Genomic DNA, 18,716 nt, shown 5'->3' on the forward strand with positions numbered 1-18,716 from the left:
GTCGGACTAGTTGGTTGTTCAGCGGCTCTGGCCGCCATAACTGGAGATGGTTGCTGCAGCTACGTCACTATCATTATAAAAAAGCCCTGCATCAGCATCGTATAACCACTGATACAAGGCCCATTCTATACAATTACATTCTTCTACATCCTTCTCTCCGCCACCTTAAACAATGCATTGATCCCCACTGCCAGCCCAGCGGAAAGGATACTTCCTATGACGATCTTATAGACATTCAACGTCCGCAGCCCGTCAAACAGTATGGTGCCCAGGCCGCCCGCATTGATCATCGCCGCAATCGTAGCAATACCAATCGTGGAAACCACTGCCAGCTGAATCCCGGTAAAAAGCGCCCTTTTCGCCAGCGGAATCCTGATTTGACACAACACCTGCATACGACGCATTCCCAGCCCCTCCGCGGCCTCAACCACTGCGGGTTCGACACCGTAAAGCCCGGAAATAAAGTTCCGCAAAAGCAGATATTGATTATAAACAACAAGAACGATCACTGCCGTCGTCTTGCCCAGTCCTGTGACCGGGATCAAAAATGCAAACATGGCAAGGCTCGGAACAGAATACAGTACGGAAAAAATATGAACCAGTATCTCGCCGGTTTTTTTCGAGTATATGGCAAGTACCGTCAGAGCAGAGGCAATGAGCAGGGAAAACAGCAGCGTAACCGCAGTAATCTGGAGGTGTTCCAGTAAAGCCTCCAGCAGATCATCATAATGTCTGGCCAGATACACCGTCAATTTACTCATATGTATCCCTCCCACATTTTCTCCTGCTCCTTTGCGGACCGGATCAGTGCTGCTGTGAAGTCGTCAGCAGGGTTCGCGATGATGTTCCCAGGCTGATCGAACTGGCTAATTTTACCTTCGTTCATTATCATGACTCTTGTTCCCAACTTAAACGCTTCATGGATATCGTGAGTCACCAACAGAAAGGTCTTGCCCAGTCCCTGGTGCAGGCCAAGCAGTTCTTCCTGCAGGCCAGTGCGCGTAATGGCATCAACGGCGCCGAAGGGCTCGTCCAGCAGCATGACCTCCGGCTCCACTGCCAGCGCCCTCGCCAGCCCGACTCTCTGCTGCTGCCCGCCGGACAACTGGGAGGGGTAGCGTCCCTGGAACTCATCCGGATCCAGCTTAACAAGCTCCAGAAGTTCCCTGACACGTTTCTGTATCCGCTCCTTGTCCCACTTTAAAAGCCTGGGGACCGTTGCAACGTTATCCGCTATGGTCATATGAGGAAACAGGCCCGTCTGCTGTATGACATACCCGATTCCCCGCCTCAGCTGAACAACATCTATTTCGGCAGTATTTTCACCAAACAGATAGATATTCCCTTCATCCGGCTCATACAGCCGGTTAATCATTTTCAGCAATGTTGTCTTTCCGCACCCGGAAGATCCCAGAATGGTTACAAATTCCCCTTCCTCCACGGAAAAGGACAGCTGATCCACCGCATAATAGCTGGTTCCCGGAAACTGTTTACTTACATTACTGAAGGTGATTGCTGCTGACATAACTGCTGCCCCTTTCTGGCTGACTTATTTTATGGATTCATAGTACTCCAGTGCCACATCCTCGATCTCTTCTTTGTCCATATCTACCCTGGCATTCAATGCTGTCAGAGATTCCGTATCCATTGCTGCACTGACCTTGTTCAGGACGTCCGCGATATCCGGATGTGCCTCCAGTACGGAATCATGGATCACCGGCCCCAGATTATAAGGAGGCCATACATTTTTGTCATCCTCCAGAAGAGTAAACTTTTCTTTATCTGCCAGCTGTCCCTCTGTCGTGTACACAGGTGTTACGTCCGCTTCATCATTTGACAGTACTTCATACTTTAGACCGTTGTCATATATTTTGGAAGATTTCCAGTCCATCTTGCCATAGGCTTTTTCCAGCGCCGGAATTCCGTCCTCCCGTTCATCGAATTCCCCCTGTGATGCAAAACGCAGCTCACTGGCATGCTTCTGCAGATCGGATATTGTCTTAATTCCCAGTTTTTCTGCAACCGGAGTGCGGATTGCAAGCCCCTGTCCGTCATTGGCCTGAGAGTAGTCAAGCCAGGTAAGCTGAAACTGCTTCTCATACTCCGCCTTTACAGTGTCATACACCTCCTGCGGATCTGTGATCACATCCATACCAAGTATTGAAAGAAGCGCAGTTCCGGTATATTCCGGATACATATCGATCTCATCATTAATCAGAGATGTATGGATAATAGAACCCGCAATGTCAAATATACGCTCCACCTCATACCCCGCATCTTCCAGTGCCAGGGAATATACCTCTGATACAATCATTCCTTCGGTAAAATCTTTCGATCCCACCCGGATTACCGCATCTTCTTTTTTCCCCTCTCCTCCTGCGTCTTTGTTCTCTTTGCTGCCGCAGGCTGCCAGCGATGTCATCATCGCCAGGCACACTGCCGCGATTACTGCCTTTTTCACCTTCAATTTCATAATACGTTTCTCCCTTGTCTTTAAGATTTGAGTTTCTTTTGTCTGCCAGGCGACCGCCATGGTATAAATATTTTCTCCAGCCCGCTGAAAATCATTCCTGCCGTCAGTGAAAGAAGCGCCACCGAAACGCCGCCGATCAGCAGCAGGTCTGTCCTGTTCAGCCCCAGTCCGGTAAAGATGATCCCGCCCAGCCCGCCGGCTCCGATTTTCGCTGCGATGGATGCACTGGCAACGATCTCAATGATTGCTGTCCTTGCACCCGTCAGCATATAGGGTACGGCAAGCGGTACCTGCACCTTCCAGAATATCTGCCGTTCCTTCATCCCCTGACCGGCTGCTGTCTCCAGCATAAATTCCGGCACCTCCTCAAAACCGTCCGCCGTATTCATGAGAATCGGGGGCACAGCCATCAGCACAAGCGCTGTCATAGCCGGTTTTACCCCTGTTCCCATGATTGGAATCAGGAGAATCAGTATAGCAAGGCTGGGGATAATACGCAGTATCTGAAATATCCCAACCAGCCACTTTTTACATTTTACATATCTGATACATAAATAACCGCATGGAATTCCTATGAGTGCGGCGGCCAGAAGCGCCAGGATGCTGATACTGATGTGCTGCCACAGACAGATCAGATATTCATCCAGACGGCTGGTAAAATATGCTTGTATGTTCATCCATAATTCGGACATCTTGTTGTTCTTCCTGCCTTTCTTTTCTCATTCCTGCTGCCTGTACATCCTGCTGCCTATAAAGTCTTCTGCTGCACATGAAGGCTTCTGCTTCCTATGAAGGTTTCTTCTGCCTATAAAGTCTTCTGCTGCACATGCAGCTTTCCGCTATCCATGAAGCTTCTTCACCGCATCCGCCGGGCACGTCTCCATGCACGCCCCGCAGTGCAGGCAGTGCACCGGATCGATCCGATACGGGCTTCCTTCTGTGATGCAGTTTTGGGGACAGACATATGTACATGATCCGCAGCCAATGCACGTCTCCTTAATGAAAAATCCGGCTTTTTCCACTTCTCTCCCATAGGCAAAAGCTTCCCTGCTGACCGGGTGGTGCAGAAGGTCAAACCATTCACCGCATCCCTCATAGATCAGAAAAGCATCCAATATGTTTCTCGTATTCCCCGGATATACCTCGTTCATTCCCGGATTATCCTCAAATACCTTATTAAGCCATGCCTTATCCGCCAGCTTTACCTTGCCCGTGAACTTCAGAGACTGGCAGTCCGGACACATCGCGCTCAGCGCAATCTCTCCGCTTTGGATCAGCTGTTCGTAAAAAGGTTTCCCTTTGGATGTAACAATATACATTCCCTCATCTGCCGCTATCATAATATTGATAATCCGGCTGTGTGGATGTCCTTCTTTATCAACGGTTGCAGCTGACGCAACCTTTACTTCCCGGAACATATCGACGTACTTACGTGCTTTTTCATTCATGCTTTTCCCATCCTTTTCCAAATATGACAACGCTCGTTTCTTTATACAGCCATAATAAGCGGTTGGAGTCACAATGTAAAGTACGCACCTCAAAGTTCCTTAGTATCAAATCGATACTAAGTTACATTTTTGTCAGTACTTGCTTTCCCTCATCTTAACAGTATATAATAAATACTAAGAAGGCCATATCTGTTCGTGATAGAGAACAATATAGCGGATATTCCATACTGTACACCCATTCACCAATCGGAGAAAGTAAATTTTGCATATATTTTTTTGTATTGATGCACGCCTTGGCGTACTCGTGGCGGGCGCGCTTCATGCTCTGCACGATGATCTGCTTTCGGGATAAAACCTTTTTGATACCACTACTATTTTAACCCATTTTATAATAGAAGGAAAACATATTTAATAAATATTTTTTATAGGAGGTCCTGCTATGGATGCTGAAAAGAAACTTCCGGAATGCCCTGTGGAAATAACGCTGCAGCTGATCGGAGATAAATGGAAAGTGCTGATTATAAGAGATCTGCTGGAAGGAACCAAACGTTTTAATGAGCTGATGCGCTCCGTGGAAGGAATTACTCAGAAGGTACTCACAAGCCATCTCCGCGCCATGGAGACCGCGGGCCTTGTGAACAGAAAGGTGTACCCCGAGGTGCCGCCCAAGGTGGAATATTCCCTTACCGAGACGGGTCTGAGTTTAAAGCCGGTTCTGGATGCTATGGTCGCATGGGGGACGGATTATAAAAAAATACTGTAAGTCAAAACAGCTCCATTCATTAAGATAGCAGGCGGCTCCTGGCAAGAGCCGCCTGCTGCTTTTTTCCTTGTATCATGTTACGACCAACCTGAAATATATCTGTTAGTCAATTGATATTTCAAAATCATATTTCGCGTCCGGATTGGTAACTTTGGATACACTCTTCCAGTCTACCGGAGCGTCACCGGACATGAATTTTTCTTCAAACTGTGCAATGTTTTCCTGTGAAACTGCCGGCAGTTCCAACTGAACTTTTTTCTCTCCGTCATATGTCTTGCCGTTCACAACATCGAAGGCTACCACCGCACCGAATGCTGCCTGGAGATAATGGCCTCCGGTAGAGAACCAGAGTTCCCCTGCCTGCATGGATTCGATTGCCGGATTTAAGAGGTCCATGCCTCCTACTTTAACGTCATCTATCTTGCCTTCTTCCTTGAGCACATTTACGGTAGCCAGAGCCAGGGAATCGTTGTAGCACCATACACCGTCCACCTCCGGATGTGACTGGTAGAGATTGCGGAATGCCTTATCTCCGTCATCCCAGTTCTCTCCGGCATATTCAAACTGGAGCAGTTCAACGTCAGGATTCTCTTCCAGTGCTTTATCCAGTCCTTCTTTTCTGCCCTCAGCAACAGAAGTTCCCTGGAATCCGCCGATTCCCAGAAGTTTCTTGCTGCCTCCATTGATCAGTGACATTGCGATCTGATATCCGGCCTCTTTATCATCCGGCCCGATAAAGCATACATAGTCTTCTCCTGCCTTCAGGTCGTCTCCCGGCCAACGGTCAATGATAACAAGCGGAATTCCCTTTTCTTTGCATGCCGCGGAGATCCCCGCGCATACGGAAGCATCCTGAGGACCCAGAACCAGAGCGTCGATACCGCCTGAAATCATGCTGTCCACATCTTTGATCTGTTCTGACTGATCGTTGTTGCAGTCGTCTGCCGTGACATTAAAGCCAAGCTCGTCTGCTGCCTGTTTCACATAAGTTAATGCATTTCCCCAAAACTCATTGTTTGCCGTTGGATAAGAATAACCGATTGTTATTTTTTCTGTACTTTCTGTCTTCTCTCCTGTATCCGTGGTCTCCTCTTTTTTCGTCTCCCCTTCTGCCTTCTTATCCGTACCGCATGCTGCCAGCCCAAAAATCATACATCCTGTTAACAGTATTGCCATTACCTTTTTCATATTTTTCATATTTTTTTCCTCCCGATTCTCGGTTTACATTACACAAATGTCTTTCAACTACTTAATGACCGGCGCATCATAGTGAGGCACAATATATTCCTCCGTAAGCGGCAGATCCACCCATGCATTCGTCTCCATGGACTTATAAGCCCCGACAAGCACATCCGTGACAATCGCGCTGTCCTCCGGTGTCAATGACGGCGGCACATCCTTTTCTATGCAATCAAGGAAGTGCTCAAGCATAGATTTGTACGCCCACCCCCGCTTTGGATAGATCGGCACCCAGCGTTTTGGAACGTTCCCGTCCGGCTGCATAATGTCTTCTGACCAGAATAACTGCGGATAGCGGTACTCTTTCACGATCTCCGGAAGCTCACTCTGCTTGAAGTCTTTGCTTGTATAGACCGCAAGGGGAGCCGTCTGATATGGATTCGTTGCCTCGGAACCCGTGAAAATGGTTCCCTCGGTTCCATATACTTCAGATATATTGGATACACAGGGTGAATACCTGTCGCCGCTGATCACACCGGTTGCTCCGTTTTCAAATTCGATGGTGATCCAGAAGGAGTCGTCCAGCTGTGTGTACTCTTCCGGGGTTCCCAGTCTTTTTATAATCCCCATCACGCGTTTCGGCCTGCTTCCCATCAGGAACATCAAAAGGTCCGCTCTGTGAGCTCCCAGGTCGAATAAAGCGCCGGCTCCTGCCAGCTTCGGGTCGGAACGGAACGGAGTGTAAGACAGCTGTTCGTGATAAAGGTTCCAGCCCTCATGCAGTGAAGAACGGCCCATCATCGGTTTCCCGATAAATCCCTCGTCCATCAGCTGTCTGGCTATCCTGTTCTGCTCCCAGAAGCGCTGATTCGTACCCGCCATAAGGAAGACGCCTTCTTTTTTGGATACTTCCACCATCTTCCACGCCTCATTGTGTGTACAGGCAAACGGCTTCTCAACAATGACATGTTTTTTCGCTCTCATGGCATCGATCGCCTGCTGTGCATGGAAGCGGTTCGGCGTACCTACAATTACAACCTCTACATTCTTGTCTTCGAGCATCTGTCCATAATCAGTATAAGTTTTTTCAGGTTCCCACTTCTTTGCCATTGATTCCAGTATCTCGGTATTTGTGTCGCACAGTGCCGCCAGCTTTGCATTTGGGAGTGCCGCAATTGACGGGCAGTGTCCAATCTCGGCGATGGAACCGGCGCCTACAATACCAACTCCAATTTGTCTCATAATTGTTACCTCCTTATTTGTAATATGGCAGTTAAGGTTCAAGTTAACGTTGTATGTTTTGTTCAAAAAAAAGAGTGATCCCTTCGGATGCTTGTCAACTTTTCCCTTAACCTTAAGCTTAGCTCCATTATACTGTTATTTTTATCCAAATTCTCGTAAAATCGATCCACATATTAGCACAATATGCCCAATTTTGTTCAGTATCCGCTGTTGTCTGCATCCTCCTTTTTTTTCCGAAGCTCCCTGGGTGTAATCCCATAGGTCTTTTTAAAAATTCTGGTGAAATAACTGCTGTTATCAAAGCCTGCGGCAACTGCTATATGTAAAATGGAGTCCTCCGTCGTCTCCAGTTCAAACCTTGCCTGACAGAGGCGGTACTGGTTAAGATATTCTACCGGCGATATCTGCATCCCCATCTGAAAGCAGCGTATCGCTTCGCTTTTACTGATATTTGCAGCCTGGGCAATGTCTTCAAGATATAGCTTTTGTGAATAATTTGCTTCTATGTATCTCATCATTTTACGCAGACGGGACTGGGATCTCAGTGAAATTCCCAGCTTCTCCATTTTCACCAGTTCCTCCCGGTGCCCGCAGAACAGCAGCCATAGGTTACAGACCCTGATGTGCATATCCAGCTCACAAAACGATGCATGGCTGCATATTTCAAAGATTTCCTCCAGCTTCTCAAGTATTTTTTCCTGCCAGGCCGAAGCATCCCGCAGAACAATATGGGAACATTCGGATTCGATAAAATCCCTGATGCAGTTATCATATATGACCGATGTTTCCGCCGCAATCAGATCTGAGGAAAATAAGATATTGGCGATGGCCCCGTCCTTACAGTTTTCGATGCTGTGAACTACCCTTGCATTGATGAATAACCCTTCCCCCGCTTCCAGCTGGATCTGCTGATTCCCGATCAAGCAGTAGACCGAACCATACATGACTTTTACAAATTCAAATTCCCGGTGCCAGTGCCATTCTATCTTTTCTTCATCAAACTGCTGCATTTCTTCCCGATTGTACTGGAAAGGAAATTTTTCCGTCCCGTGTGCCCTCAGCTCTTTCAAAGTCTCGTCGGTTACTATTTTTGTAATCTGCACAAACCTCAGCCCCTTAATTCGGTATACCTCTCCAGGAAAGGCCTGAGCCTTTCTGCTATCACAGCTACGCCTCCCTCTCTGTCGGCCTCGAAATTCAGCGGGAGGATCGGGTCATGTAGCGACATCCTGATCAGCATCCATCCCTTCACTTCATCATCCTGGAAATTGATGCGTATGCCCTCGTAGTTTGGCTCTGCAATGTGGAATTTCTCTTCCTGCTCCGCAAAAATACGAAAATCCTCCAGAATCTTTCTTCCATATTCTTTATAATCCGGAGCCAGTATCCGCAGACGCACTTCCCTGCTCTCCGCCGTTTTTTTAAGTCCCGCCGTCAGATCCTCCAGTCTCCGTCCCTCCCGCAGGGAGACGGCCAGTCGGCTGATGATAACCACGCTCATATAAGCCCCGTCATCCAGAAAGTAATTTTCCTTAACCGCACCATGCCCGGAAGTCTCGATTGCAAGATGGGTTTCGATCCCTTCCTTGTTTAAACGTATGGCTTCATTGATCACGTTCTTATATCCCCGCTTGAATCTGTGATGCTTCATCTTCAGCCGGTTCTCCAGGAATTCCGTCAGACAGTCCGAGGTTACGGAATCCGTCACCACCGTTGTATGGGGGTATTTCTCAGACAGGGCTGCGGCCATAAGGGCAATGACCCCGTCTTTATTTACTTCTTCTCCATCCGCAAATACGAAGGCTGCCCGGTCTCCGTCCGTGTCAAATATAACGCCAAGGTCCGCTTTTGCAGCCAGCACCGCTTTCTTTAACGCTTCCATGGCCTTTTCATTTTCCGGATTGGGCACATGTACCGGAAAAGTCCCGTCAGGATTCATGCAGATGCTGCCTTTAGTGGAGGCTCCCAGCGGTTCCAGTACGTTTTTAAAATAACCGCTTACCCCGTTGGATGCGTCGATTACAATATGCAGTCCTTCCAGTGGGCGATCATAATCATCGGCATTCACCTCCTTACAAATAAGATTTCTCAGGTATTCCGTATATGCGCCTGTCAGATCCGCGTCCTCTGCCCTGTGATATTCCGTCTCATAATTCATTCTGGATATGAGCGCCGCACGCTCCAGAACCTCCTTGATATCACTGCTTTCCAGGCCGCCGTCTCTGGTAAAGAATTTAAGGCCGTTCCTGTTGGGCGGCAGATGACTCGCTGTGATCATAACGGCTCCGTCATACTCAAACCCTTCCAATACCGTAGACATAAACATGGAGGGAGTAGACGTCAGCCCACAGTCATATACACGGCACCCTCTTCGTCCCAGCCCGTTAATGACCCCTCTTTTTAATTCCTGCGCGGACAGCCTGGAGTCGTGACCCACACCAACTCTCATGACTTTGTCCTCCTTCTTCTCCATTAGATATTCGGCAAAAGCCATGGCAATATCGCGCACGATATTCTCGGTCAGATTCACAGCCTCTCCCGCAGCGCTTTCCAGCGCAACTCCACGAACGTCACTTCCATTCTGCAGCTTTAAGTAAGCCTCTTTCCATGCCTCCATTTTGTTGTACCCTACCTTTCATAAAATTCTATTTTTGTTCCCGTCGGATCCCAGCAAAAACCGTATTTCTTTCCGGTGATCCGATCTATTTTTACTTCCGTTACCGGCACCCCTTTTTCCGACAATCTCCCCAGCATCTGTTCCACATCTTCTGCCAGAAAAGAAAGATGATTGAATCCCGGTAAAGATAATTCTGCATCTGCCTGCACGCCCGTACATACAGAGTCCTCTTTAATAAAGAGTTCGGCAATATACCTACCGCCGCTGTATAGTTCCAGCTTCCTTGCATTTTTATTGCTGGAAAACGACTCTCTGAACAGGTCAAATCCCATATAATCCACATAAAACCGTACTGCTTCCTCATAGTCCGGTGCAATCAGGCATATATGATGAAACTCCAGCGCCGGTTTTCCGTTTTTCTCAGAGCTTACGCACTCTGGAGAGCAGTCCGTCCCTCCCGCCATTTTTACTTTCATGCTGTCCTCCTGTATATCAAAGTGGGGAAGCCCACTTCAACTTCCGCCCCTTACCCATGAGGGGCTTGCACACTTTGGCGCCTCCGCGGTGCCGCCTTTCGGTTATATGCCTTATCGCGGCGTGTGCATCCCCCGGAGGGTTTTTATATAATAAGAAAGTGCCGGGCACTTTCCTATTATATAAAACAACTCTCCGGCCCTTACAAAGCCGGAGAGTTGTTATCCCGGATACCGCGTATCCGAATCAGGCTTTTCCTGATGAGCCTAACACACACTGTATTTTATGTTTTACAAGTTCTTTTACGTTATCTCTGCCCGGACGCAGATACTGCCTCGGGTCAAAGTGAGACGGGTTCTCTATGATGTCTTTTCTTACTGCCGCAGTCATAGCCAGGCGTACATCGGAATCTATGTTGATTTTACATACCGCCGATTTTGCTGCCTGCCTGAGCATCTCCTCGGGTATTCCGATGGCGTCATCCAATACTCCATGGTATCTGCGTATCATATCTACATATTCCTGGTTTACGGATGAAGAGCCGTGCAGCACGATGGGATAATCCGGAAGCCGTTTTTCAATCTCTGCCAGGATATCAAACCGAAGCTGTGGTTTTTGTCCCGGCTTAAACTTAAAGGCCCCATGGCTCGTTCCGATCGCAATCGCCAGCGAATCTACACCGGTTCTGGACACAAATTCTTCTACCTCATCGGGATTTGTGTAAGATGCATCTTCTGCCTTAACATTGACATCGTCCTCTATCCCTGCCAGTTTTCCCAGCTCACCCTCTACAACAACGCCTTTACTGTGCGCATATTCCACGACTTTTTTAGTCAGCGCTATATTATCCTCGAAACTGTGTTTTGATCCGTCAATCATGACAGAGGTGAATCCTCCGTCAATACAGGATTTACATATCTCGAAATCCTCGCCGTGATCCAGATGAAGCGCGATCGGGATGTCCACGTCCAGTACCGCGGCTTCCACCAGCTTCATGAGGTAAATGTGCTTTGCATATTTCCTTGCCCCTGCCGATACCTGCAGAATGACCGGAGACTGTTCCTCCCGGGCTGCCTCTGTAATGCCCTGTATAATCTCCATGTTATTGACATTAAATGCCCCGACTGCGTAGCCGCCCGCATATGCCTTTTTGAACATTTCCGCTGTTGTTACCAATGCCATGATGCATCCTCCTTCTACTGTTTCTTTTCAATCTCCGCTATTTTATCAATCCGTGTCTGATGCCTTCCCCCTTCGAATTCCGTGTTCAGAAACAGGTCTGTCATCATGAGCGCAAGTCCTGCGCCCACAACACGCCCCCCCATACAGAGGATATTGGCGTCATTGTGCTGTCTTGTCAGCTTTGCACTGAAGCAGTCGGAGCAGCAGGCTGCCCGGATTCCCTTTACCTTGTTGGCTGCAATGGAGATACCGATCCCTGTACCGCAGCATAGAATTCCCTTCTCGCATTCGCCAGCCGCAACCGCCTTTGCCAGAGGATACGCAATATCCGCGTAATCCACGGCCTGGGGGCTGAAGCTTCCAAAATCCCGGACCTCGATGCCCTGCTTTGCCAGATATGCTTTGATTTCTTCTTTTAGTGCAAAACCGCCATGGTCACTGCCTAAAGCTATCATTTTTTCTTCCTCCAGTCTCTCACTATCTGACGATCATGTTCGGTTTTCTCTCAGTCGATACCGCAACGGCAAAGATCACAACCAGACCCTTGATCAGCAGCTGTACTTCTGACGGCATTCCCCAGAGCACCAGACCGTTGGCAAGTATGCCGATCGTCAATACACCGATCAGGGTGCCTCTTACGCCGCCGACACCGCCGGTCTGTGATGTTCCGCCGAGTACGACTGCAGTGATAACATCCAGCTCATAACCGACGCCGACTGAGGGGGAACCGGAGCCAATGCGGGCCGCCATTACAATGCCGCCGAGCGCTGTCAGAACTCCCGCAAATAAAAATACCAGTACCTTCTGTTTCTTTACATTAATTCCACTTAATCTGGCTACATTTTCTTCCCCGCCCACCAGTCTGGTGTAGCGCCCGAAAAGCGTGAACCGTTCGATCAGAAATACAACCGCAAACGCTGCAATTGCAATAATCAGTATCCATGGCCTCAGGCCAAATACCTGTTTGATGGCCCCATTGTAATCCACCATTGTGATGGAACCGCCGCTGATCATCGTAACAAGCGCCCTGGCAATGGAGAGCATACCCAGAGTTACAATGAATGTGGGCACCTTCAGCTGCACGTGTATCACACCCATGAAGAGATAGCACACAAGTGACACTGCTATCGTAGCAAGAAGCGCCACAATCAGGCTGTTCGTCGACAGGTAGATCTTCGCCGCAATAACACCGCAGAGGCTAATCATGGAACCTACGGAAAGGTCGATGCTTCCCATCAGGATAATAAATGTTCCGCCCAGCGCACAGATCAGCAGGTCTGTGGAGGAGGTCAATACGCTCAAAAGATTGTTGATTTTTAAAAATTTGCCGGCTGTCGTAAATGAAAAGAGAATAAATAAAATCACAAACGCTGCCAAGGAAATATTCTTTTTAATAAAGCTAACTACTACATTTTTATTTTCCATTTTTCAATATTCCTTTCTTTATAGAATCAGACCATCTGTACTGCCAGCCGTTCTTCTGTAAAAGTATCCCTGGAGAATTCTCCGGACACTTTGCCCCGCCTGAAACAGTACACCCGGTCACTCATTCCGATCAGCTCCGGAAGCTCATCCGATATCAGCAGGATTCCCTTTCCCTGATTCTTCAGATCCTCCAGGATTTTATATATCTCATACTTAGCGCCTACATCAACGCCTCTTGTCGGCGAGTTCACGATCAAAAACTCCGATTCATTCACAACCCACTTGGAAATGGCCACTTTCTGTCTGTTTCCTCCGCTCAGGTCAGATACGGGTGTCGCCTCCGACGGCGTCTTGATCAGGAACCTCTTTATTGAATCGACCGCAATCTTTTTTTCTTTTTTATGATTGATAATCGCGTGCCTGCTGACATTTTTCATGTTCCCCGAAGAAATATTCATGGTAGAATCGTATATCAGAAACAGTCCTTCTTTATCCCGGTCCTTTGGTATATAGCCAATGCCATTTCTCATTGCCTCCAGCGGAGAATTGATTTTTACAGACTGCCCTTTAAAATAAATCTCGCCCCGGTCCACCTGGTCGTATCCAAACAGTGCCTTGCCAAAGCTTTCCGAACCGCATCCGCCGATGCCAGCGATCCCTACGATCTCTCCTGCATGTATCTGTATACTAATGTCTTCAAATTCTCCCGCTCTCGTCAGTCCCTTTGTCTCCAGCATGACGTCCCCTATGGAACTGTTGTCATCGCTTCGGTATACCGCATCCGATACGTCACGGCCTACCATGTTTTGTATGATCAGATCCGGAGAAACCGATTCGTTGACCTCCATTTTTGTGATCAGCTTCCCGTCCCGCAGAATGCTGACCCTATCGCAGAGGTCATACACCTCTTCTATGAAATGGGATATGTATATAATCGCGCATCCATTGTCCCGCTGCTCCCGAAGCAGCTGATACAGATTTTCTACGGAACTTTTGGAAATGGCTGCCGAAGTCTCATCTACAAGCAAGACCTTTGGATTCGTAGAAAGTGCACGGGCAATCTCAACTTGTTTTGTCTCCTCAAATCCCAGATCCGATAATAAATCCGTAGGCTTAATATGATCGTATTTAAATCTGTGCAGGATTTCTCCTGCCGCTGCAAACTGTTTTTTCCAGTCGATCAGCCCGGCTTTATTTGTAAATCTTTTATCCTGTCCCAGAAATATATTTTCGGCAACCGTCAGGTTGTTGGCAAAATTGGGCTGCTGCATAATGATCGCTACGCCTGCCTCTTCCGCATCATGTACGTTTCTTGGATTGTATGGTTTACCAAAAAGCTCCATCTCACCGTCCGTCTTGTCATATATCCCCATCAGGATCTGAAAGGTTGTTGATTTGCCTGCGCCGTTCTCACCTACCAGACCGTGAATCTCGCCCTCTTTGATCTCAATCGCATCATCAGCGCCCCAGTCCAGCGCCTTTGTCCCAGGGAAATACTTCTTGAGCCCGCGCAGAACAACCGCATTTCTTTTTTCAGCCAATGTTCTTCCTCCTTCCATTTTAGAAATATCCTCCTCCGGCCCGATACCGGAGGAGAAATGATCCGCTGTTACTCGAGAATCAGATTGAAGTTATATTCTGCATCCGGATTCTCTGCCCTGCTGGCTCCTGCCCAGTCATAGGACTGTTCTTTATCGAGAAATTGCTCCTTAAAGTCCTCCACATTGTTCTGATCCACACACAGCAGGCTCATCTGGACCTTGGCCGGGCCGTTATACTCCACGCCCTTCGCAACATCATAGGCTACAACTGCACCAAATCCCGCTTCCATATAATGTCCGCCTGTTGAGAACCAAAGCTCTTTGGCTTCCATTGACTCCACCGAATTGCTGAGCAGATCCATGCCGCCGACTTTGACCGTATCCAGCTTGCCTTCTTCTTTCAGTATGTTTACGGATGCGAGGGCCATGGAATCGTTAAAGCACCATACTCCGTCCACTTCCGGGTGTGCCTGATACAGGTTCCGGAACGCTTTATCTCCGTCATCCCATGTGTCACCTGCATATTCATACTGTAAAAGCTTCACGTCCGGGTTCTCTTTCAGTGCCTTGTCAAGCCCTGCTTTCCTGCCTTCACCAACGGATGTTCCCTGCACACCGCCAACGCCCAGAAGGTTTTTGCATCCGGAATCAATCAGTGACATTGCGATGTCATATCCGGCCTGTTCGTCATCCGGCCCGATAAAGCATACATAATCTTCGCTGGCCTTCAGGTCGTCTCCCGGCCATCTGTCTATGATAACTACCGGGATATCCGCCGCTTTGCATGCCGCTGTGATCCCCGCACATACAGAGGCGTCCTGGGGCGCCAAAACAAGAGCATCGATACCGGAAGATATCATACTGTCGACATCCGATACCTGTTCCGCCTGATCATAATTACAATCATCCGCAATCAGCTTGAATCCCAGTGCTTCTGCAGCCTGCTTCGCAGAATTTAAGGCATTGGTACCCCAGAATTCATTATTGGAACCAGGGAAAGAATATCCGATCGTGATCTCTGCATCTGATTTGCCACTTCCGTTATCCGCACTGTCTGCAGCAGATGAAGCTTTTTCTTTCTCACATCCCGCTAATCCGAACACCATGCAGCCTGCCAATACTAATGTTAAAACCTTTTTCATATTCTTCATCTTATTTCCTCCTTCATGTCTGTCTCTTATTCGTACATCGTTATGCTGTTCATCGCTGCTTAATTTTACGATGCACATGTTTCTGTTCTGTAATTCCGGGCGCTGATTCCACTGTTTTGTCTCTCATAATACGTTCCTCCTGGGCATAATATCTCGTCTGCAAGTTCTCGATAAAGTTAACGTTAAAGTTTTTCGTTAAAAAAATATAACGTTTACTTTAACGTTAACTTCTTATCTGACTTAAATTTTACGCGCAAAGTCGAAAAAAGTCAATTGTCATATTTCCACAAATAGCCGATTATAAATTTATCTATTTTTTCCAATTGAAAAGAAATCAAAACAAAGTGGAATTCTCCGCGCTGCAGCTGCTGATTTTACTCTTGTCTCTTAATCAGCAGTATGGTACATAAACGGCCCTCCTGACTCCAGCACGGCTTTCGCCTCGGACAGCGAGGGAACCACGCAGAGGGCCATTTTTCTGTATTTTTCCTCCGGCTGTTTCATGTCGGGGACACAGATCACATCAATCCCTGCCCTGTATGCCGCCAGTATTCCCATTTCAGAGTCCTCTATCACATAAGCTTCCTCCGGCCGTACCCCCAATTTCTTGCAGCCATTCAGGAAAATATCCGGGCCGGGTTTGCCATGCACCACTTCATCGCCACAGATGATGTCATCAAAATACGCCTCTATCTCAGCATAGCGCAGGATACGTTCTACTCTTGCTCTGTCACTGGATGTCGCCACCATTGTCAGATACCTGTTCTCCTTTGTAAATCGTAAAATCTCCATCAGGCCAGGCTTCTTCGGAACCCCCTCCGCCGAAAACAGAAATTCCATCCTGTCATGGACGCATTGTATAATCTCTTCCAGGGGAAATGAATCTCCGAAATGTTCCCGCATCATCTTTCTCACCGCTGCCATGGGATGTCCCAGCATGAGCATGTAAAAATCCAGCGTCATCTCATACCCCCTGCTGCGGCACTCTTTCTGATACCCTTCCCAGGTCACTCTTTCACTGTCAATCATCAGTCCGTCCATATCAAATATTACTGCTTTTTTCATTGCCATTCAGCCTCCTTAACCACTGCGCTTTAAAAAAATAACCCTCTGGCCCGATCAAATGCCAAAGGATCATTTTTGAATCAGGTGTTCCTGACGAGCCCGGTGTTATATTACTTCCCTATTTTCTCCTGATATTCCCTGATCAGCTGCTGGCCCAATGCGCCGCCCGGATGGCTGAGCGCAAAATTCTCCCGCTTAAAATCCTTAATCTCGGATACCACGGTAGCAAGCGCATCTCCCGCCGCCAATGCCGCTGTTGAGCTCGAAGTTGGAGCGAGCCCCATATGGTCTACTTCCTTTCCCGCATCTACCAGTATCGCGATGTCAGTCTGCTGTGCCAGCGGCGACTGTTTATCCCTTGTAATAGAGACTGTCTTCGCCCCTATGATCTTCAGCGGCGGAAGCATATTCAGGATCTCCTGTGATTTTCCGCTGTTCGAGATCATAATCACCACATCTTCTTTTGTTATCATCCCCATATCCCCGTGCAGGGATTCACAGCTGTGCACGAAAAATGCCGGCACGCCCAGGCTCGCAAATGATGCTGCGATCTTCTTCCCGATATGGCCCGTCTTACCGAGTCCCGTAATAATCAACCGGCCTTTGCATTCCAGTATTGCTTTTATCGTCTTGGCATAGGCTTCGTCCACCTCGTCAGATACTGCCTTTAAAGCTTCTGCTTCGGCCAGTATTTTTTCTTTTGCTTTACTTACCAGTTCCGCATCTGTATAATTCTTCATTGCTTAATCCTCCTGCTTCCTGTGCAGAGGGGTCAGACCCCTTTGCAATCGGGGTCTGACCCCTTTTGTTTGTATTCGTTTCTATATGATTAATTTGTCACTGCCTTCCCTGCTAATCAGCGGCCGGCTTATAATGTTCTGCCCTTTAAGCGCCTGTCGCGATGCGCATCTGTACTTTCTCCCTGGACGGCATGCGTCCATATGTACAGCCGCCAGACCGCTGTATTACCAGGGATGCCGTTGCGTTTCCGTTTAGTGCAGCCTTATACATATCCTGTTCCTTTACATAAGATGCCATAAATCCGGCGCCGAATGAATCTCCTGCACCGGTAAAGTCCAGGCTTCCGTCCTCTACTTCGCTCTTCGCAGAAAAGGGTTTGATACGGACGAGCTCTTTTTTGCCTTCTTTAAACATTACACCGTTGCCGCCAAGCGTTACCACCACATTTTCAGCCCCTGCATCTGCCAGATACCTGACCGCCTCTTCCGCTGTTCTTCCCGGTATGATAGACTGCAGGTCCTCCTCGCTTGCCTTGATAATGGTACTGTTTTTACATAAGGTGTCAATCACCATTCTCCCATACGTCTCTTCTACAGAGTGACGGATGTCACTCGTTGCGCCTCCGTATCCTCCCAGGTCTACAAAGACTGTTTTATTTCTCTCATAGAGTTTTTTTACAAGATCCAGCTCCACTTCATAGTTCATCGGACAGATTTTAAAATAATCCGCCTCCAGATAATCCTTATGAATATCTTCAAATCCGATATTCGGCGCCGCCTTCTGATACTCTACATATTTAGTGCCGTCATTTCTGTATACCAGCAGGTTTGTTGTCGTATATTCATATGGCAGAATGCCTCTTTTGTCCAGAACATCTATTTCTGAAATAATGTCCTCCATGTCATAGCCATAATAAGTGACAATTCCGACATTTCTTCCCTGCGCCGCCATAACAAGGCTTGAATATGCAGCCGGGCTTCCCAGAACAGGACCAATCGTCCTGTTTGGGAACTGTATGGTTTCTTTGATAATTGTGCCAATTACAACGATATCTAAATTTTTTTCCATTTTTCTTCCCGCCTATCTGTCATTTTAATTTATTTACCAGCGATAAAGTCTTCCAGCATTGCACGGCACTGATCATCCGGATGCTGTACCGGTGGGTGTTTCATGAAGTAGGAGCTTGGCTCTTCGATTGCGCCTGCCATCCCTCTGTCTTTTGCGAGCATACAGCATCTAACAGCGTCAACGCTGATTCCGCCGGAGTTCGGGCTGTCGATTACATCCAGTTTCAGGTTCAGGCTTACAGGAGCCCCGCCAAATTTCTGTCCTTCGATACATATAATCGCGGTCTTCTGGTCACCCTGGTTGTCGACAAAAGCAAATCCGGGAGCAATCGGCACGTCATGCTTCAG

The 18,716-nt window shown here is 47.9% G+C and carries 19 protein-coding genes and 1 pseudogene; 1 reads left to right on the top strand and 19 read right to left on the bottom strand.

Translation table 11 applies throughout. The features are described from left to right. Window positions 1-143 precede the first annotated feature (143 nt). From ARB69_RS21615 to ARB69_RS21635, 5 genes are all read right to left on the bottom strand, one after another. The gene (locus ARB69_RS21615; RefSeq protein ID WP_055154973.1) at window positions 144-761 is read right to left on the bottom strand and encodes an ABC transporter permease; all 618 of its coding nucleotides are present in this window, start codon (window positions 759-761) and stop codon (window positions 144-146) included. Next, window positions 758-1,525 (bottom strand): ABC transporter ATP-binding protein, encoded by a 768-nt coding sequence (locus tag ARB69_RS21620; RefSeq protein ID WP_055154974.1) that lies wholly within the window; start codon window positions 1,523-1,525, stop codon window positions 758-760. The genes ARB69_RS21615 and ARB69_RS21620 overlap by 4 nt, the downstream gene beginning before the upstream one ends. Before the next feature lie 24 nt (window positions 1,526-1,549). Further along, window positions 1,550-2,473: a glycine betaine ABC transporter substrate-binding protein gene (locus ARB69_RS21625; RefSeq protein ID WP_050641613.1), complete on the bottom strand. Its 924-nt coding sequence runs from the start codon at window positions 2,471-2,473 to the stop codon at window positions 1,550-1,552. A gap of 20 nt (window positions 2,474-2,493) precedes the next feature. Then, the gene (locus ARB69_RS21630) at window positions 2,494-3,165 is read right to left on the bottom strand and encodes an ABC transporter permease (RefSeq protein WP_050641614.1); all 672 of its coding nucleotides are present in this window, start codon (window positions 3,163-3,165) and stop codon (window positions 2,494-2,496) included. 147 nt (window positions 3,166-3,312) lie between these two features. Further along, window positions 3,313-3,921, bottom strand: a complete 609-nt coding sequence (locus ARB69_RS21635) for a 4Fe-4S binding protein (protein ID WP_050641615.1) — start codon at window positions 3,919-3,921, stop codon at window positions 3,313-3,315. Window positions 3,922-4,360: 439 nt separating this feature from the next. On the opposite strand from ARB69_RS21635, the gene ARB69_RS21640 reads away from it, so the two are divergent. Next, the gene (locus ARB69_RS21640) at window positions 4,361-4,684 is read left to right on the top strand and encodes a winged helix-turn-helix transcriptional regulator (protein WP_050641616.1); all 324 of its coding nucleotides are present in this window, start codon (window positions 4,361-4,363) and stop codon (window positions 4,682-4,684) included. Window positions 4,685-4,786: 102 nt separating this feature from the next. Here ARB69_RS21640 and ARB69_RS21645 read toward each other — a convergent pair whose 3' ends face one another. The 14 genes and pseudogenes from ARB69_RS21645 to ARB69_RS21710 form a co-directional block, all read right to left on the bottom strand. Continuing rightward, window positions 4,787-5,881: an ABC transporter substrate-binding protein gene (locus ARB69_RS21645; RefSeq protein ID WP_242843877.1), complete on the bottom strand. Its 1,095-nt coding sequence runs from the start codon at window positions 5,879-5,881 to the stop codon at window positions 4,787-4,789. 48 nt (window positions 5,882-5,929) lie between these two features. Beyond that, the gene (locus ARB69_RS21650) at window positions 5,930-7,105 is read right to left on the bottom strand and encodes a Gfo/Idh/MocA family protein (RefSeq protein ID WP_050641617.1); all 1,176 of its coding nucleotides are present in this window, start codon (window positions 7,103-7,105) and stop codon (window positions 5,930-5,932) included. A 197-nt stretch (window positions 7,106-7,302) separates the two neighbouring features. Then, window positions 7,303-8,208, bottom strand: coding sequence for an AraC family transcriptional regulator (locus ARB69_RS21655; RefSeq protein WP_050641618.1), 906 nt, complete (start codon window positions 8,206-8,208; stop codon window positions 7,303-7,305). 5 nt (window positions 8,209-8,213) lie between these two features. Continuing rightward, a complete protein-coding gene (locus ARB69_RS21660; protein WP_055154975.1) occupies window positions 8,214-9,722 on the bottom strand; it encodes a phosphoglucomutase in 1,509 nt (502 codons plus the stop codon). Window positions 9,723-9,733: 11 nt separating this feature from the next. Beyond that, complete coding sequence (locus ARB69_RS21665; RefSeq protein ID WP_055154976.1) at window positions 9,734-10,198, bottom strand: VOC family protein; 465 nt, start codon at window positions 10,196-10,198, stop codon at window positions 9,734-9,736. A gap of 244 nt (window positions 10,199-10,442) precedes the next feature. Further along, window positions 10,443-11,378, bottom strand: coding sequence for a class II fructose-1,6-bisphosphate aldolase (fba, locus tag ARB69_RS21670; protein WP_050641621.1), 936 nt, complete (start codon window positions 11,376-11,378; stop codon window positions 10,443-10,445). Window positions 11,379-11,392: 14 nt separating this feature from the next. Further along, window positions 11,393-11,833, bottom strand: coding sequence for a ribose 5-phosphate isomerase B (gene rpiB / locus ARB69_RS21675; RefSeq protein WP_050641622.1), 441 nt, complete (start codon window positions 11,831-11,833; stop codon window positions 11,393-11,395). Window positions 11,834-11,855: 22 nt separating this feature from the next. Next, window positions 11,856-12,803, bottom strand: a complete 948-nt coding sequence (locus tag ARB69_RS21680; RefSeq protein ID WP_050641623.1) for an ABC transporter permease — start codon at window positions 12,801-12,803, stop codon at window positions 11,856-11,858. A 26-nt stretch (window positions 12,804-12,829) separates the two neighbouring features. Next, a complete protein-coding gene (locus ARB69_RS21685) occupies window positions 12,830-14,344 on the bottom strand; it encodes a sugar ABC transporter ATP-binding protein (protein WP_242843878.1) in 1,515 nt (504 codons plus the stop codon). A 68-nt stretch (window positions 14,345-14,412) separates the two neighbouring features. Next, window positions 14,413-15,495 carry a substrate-binding domain-containing protein gene (locus ARB69_RS21690; RefSeq protein ID WP_050641625.1) on the bottom strand — a complete coding sequence of 361 codons (1,083 nt, stop codon included), beginning with the start codon at window positions 15,493-15,495 and terminating at the stop codon, window positions 14,413-14,415. 387 nt (window positions 15,496-15,882) lie between these two features. Further along, window positions 15,883-16,560: an HAD family hydrolase gene (locus tag ARB69_RS21695; protein WP_050642730.1), complete on the bottom strand. Its 678-nt coding sequence runs from the start codon at window positions 16,558-16,560 to the stop codon at window positions 15,883-15,885. Between the two features lie 110 nt (window positions 16,561-16,670). Continuing rightward, window positions 16,671-17,300, bottom strand: coding sequence for a KpsF/GutQ family sugar-phosphate isomerase (locus tag ARB69_RS21700; protein ID WP_050641626.1), 630 nt, complete (start codon window positions 17,298-17,300; stop codon window positions 16,671-16,673). 145 nt (window positions 17,301-17,445) lie between these two features. Then, the gene (locus ARB69_RS21705; RefSeq protein WP_055154977.1) at window positions 17,446-18,369 is read right to left on the bottom strand and encodes a carbohydrate kinase family protein; all 924 of its coding nucleotides are present in this window, start codon (window positions 18,367-18,369) and stop codon (window positions 17,446-17,448) included. A 29-nt stretch (window positions 18,370-18,398) separates the two neighbouring features. Then, window positions 18,399-18,716 (bottom strand): annotated as a pseudogene (locus ARB69_RS21710) (inositol-3-phosphate synthase); the annotation flags it as partial.

This window comes from Faecalicatena contorta, assembly GCF_001404335.1.
Taxonomy (GTDB): Bacteria; Bacillota; Clostridia; order Lachnospirales; family Lachnospiraceae; genus Faecalicatena; species Faecalicatena contortus_B.

Bases quoted from the DNA above. Each gene is read 5' to 3' on its own strand.
- ARB69_RS21615 (WP_055154973.1), bottom strand. From the start codon at position 761: ATGAGTAAATTGACGGTGTATCTGGCCAGACATTATGATGATCTGCTG.
- ARB69_RS21620 (WP_055154974.1), bottom strand. From the start codon at position 1,525: ATGTCAGCAGCAATCACCTTCAGTAATGTAAGTAAACAGTTTCCGGGA.
- ARB69_RS21625 (WP_050641613.1), bottom strand. From the start codon at position 2,473: ATGAAATTGAAGGTGAAAAAGGCAGTAATCGCGGCAGTGTGCCTGGCG.
- ARB69_RS21630 (WP_050641614.1), bottom strand. From the start codon at position 3,165: ATGTCCGAATTATGGATGAACATACAAGCATATTTTACCAGCCGTCTG.
- ARB69_RS21635 (WP_050641615.1), bottom strand. From the start codon at position 3,921: ATGAATGAAAAAGCACGTAAGTACGTCGATATGTTCCGGGAAGTAAAG.
- ARB69_RS21640 (WP_050641616.1), top strand. From the start codon at position 4,361: ATGGATGCTGAAAAGAAACTTCCGGAATGCCCTGTGGAAATAACGCTG.
- ARB69_RS21645 (WP_242843877.1), bottom strand. From the start codon at position 5,881: ATGAAAAATATGAAAAAGGTAATGGCAATACTGTTAACAGGATGTATG.
- ARB69_RS21650 (WP_050641617.1), bottom strand. From the start codon at position 7,105: ATGAGACAAATTGGAGTTGGTATTGTAGGCGCCGGTTCCATCGCCGAG.
- ARB69_RS21660 (WP_055154975.1), bottom strand. From the start codon at position 9,722: ATGGAGGCATGGAAAGAGGCTTACTTAAAGCTGCAGAATGGAAGTGAC.
- ARB69_RS21665 (WP_055154976.1), bottom strand. From the start codon at position 10,198: ATGAAAGTAAAAATGGCGGGAGGGACGGACTGCTCTCCAGAGTGCGTA.
- fba (WP_050641621.1), bottom strand. From the start codon at position 11,378: ATGGCATTGGTAACAACAGCGGAAATGTTCAAAAAGGCATATGCGGGC.
- rpiB (WP_050641622.1), bottom strand. From the start codon at position 11,833: ATGATAGCTTTAGGCAGTGACCATGGCGGTTTTGCACTAAAAGAAGAA.
- ARB69_RS21680 (WP_050641623.1), bottom strand. From the start codon at position 12,803: ATGGAAAATAAAAATGTAGTAGTTAGCTTTATTAAAAAGAATATTTCC.
- ARB69_RS21690 (WP_050641625.1), bottom strand. From the start codon at position 15,495: ATGAAGAATATGAAAAAGGTTTTAACATTAGTATTGGCAGGCTGCATG.
- ARB69_RS21695 (WP_050642730.1), bottom strand. From the start codon at position 16,560: ATGAAAAAAGCAGTAATATTTGATATGGACGGACTGATGATTGACAGT.
- ARB69_RS21700 (WP_050641626.1), bottom strand. From the start codon at position 17,300: ATGAAGAATTATACAGATGCGGAACTGGTAAGTAAAGCAAAAGAAAAA.
- ARB69_RS21705 (WP_055154977.1), bottom strand. From the start codon at position 18,369: ATGGAAAAAAATTTAGATATCGTTGTAATTGGCACAATTATCAAAGAA.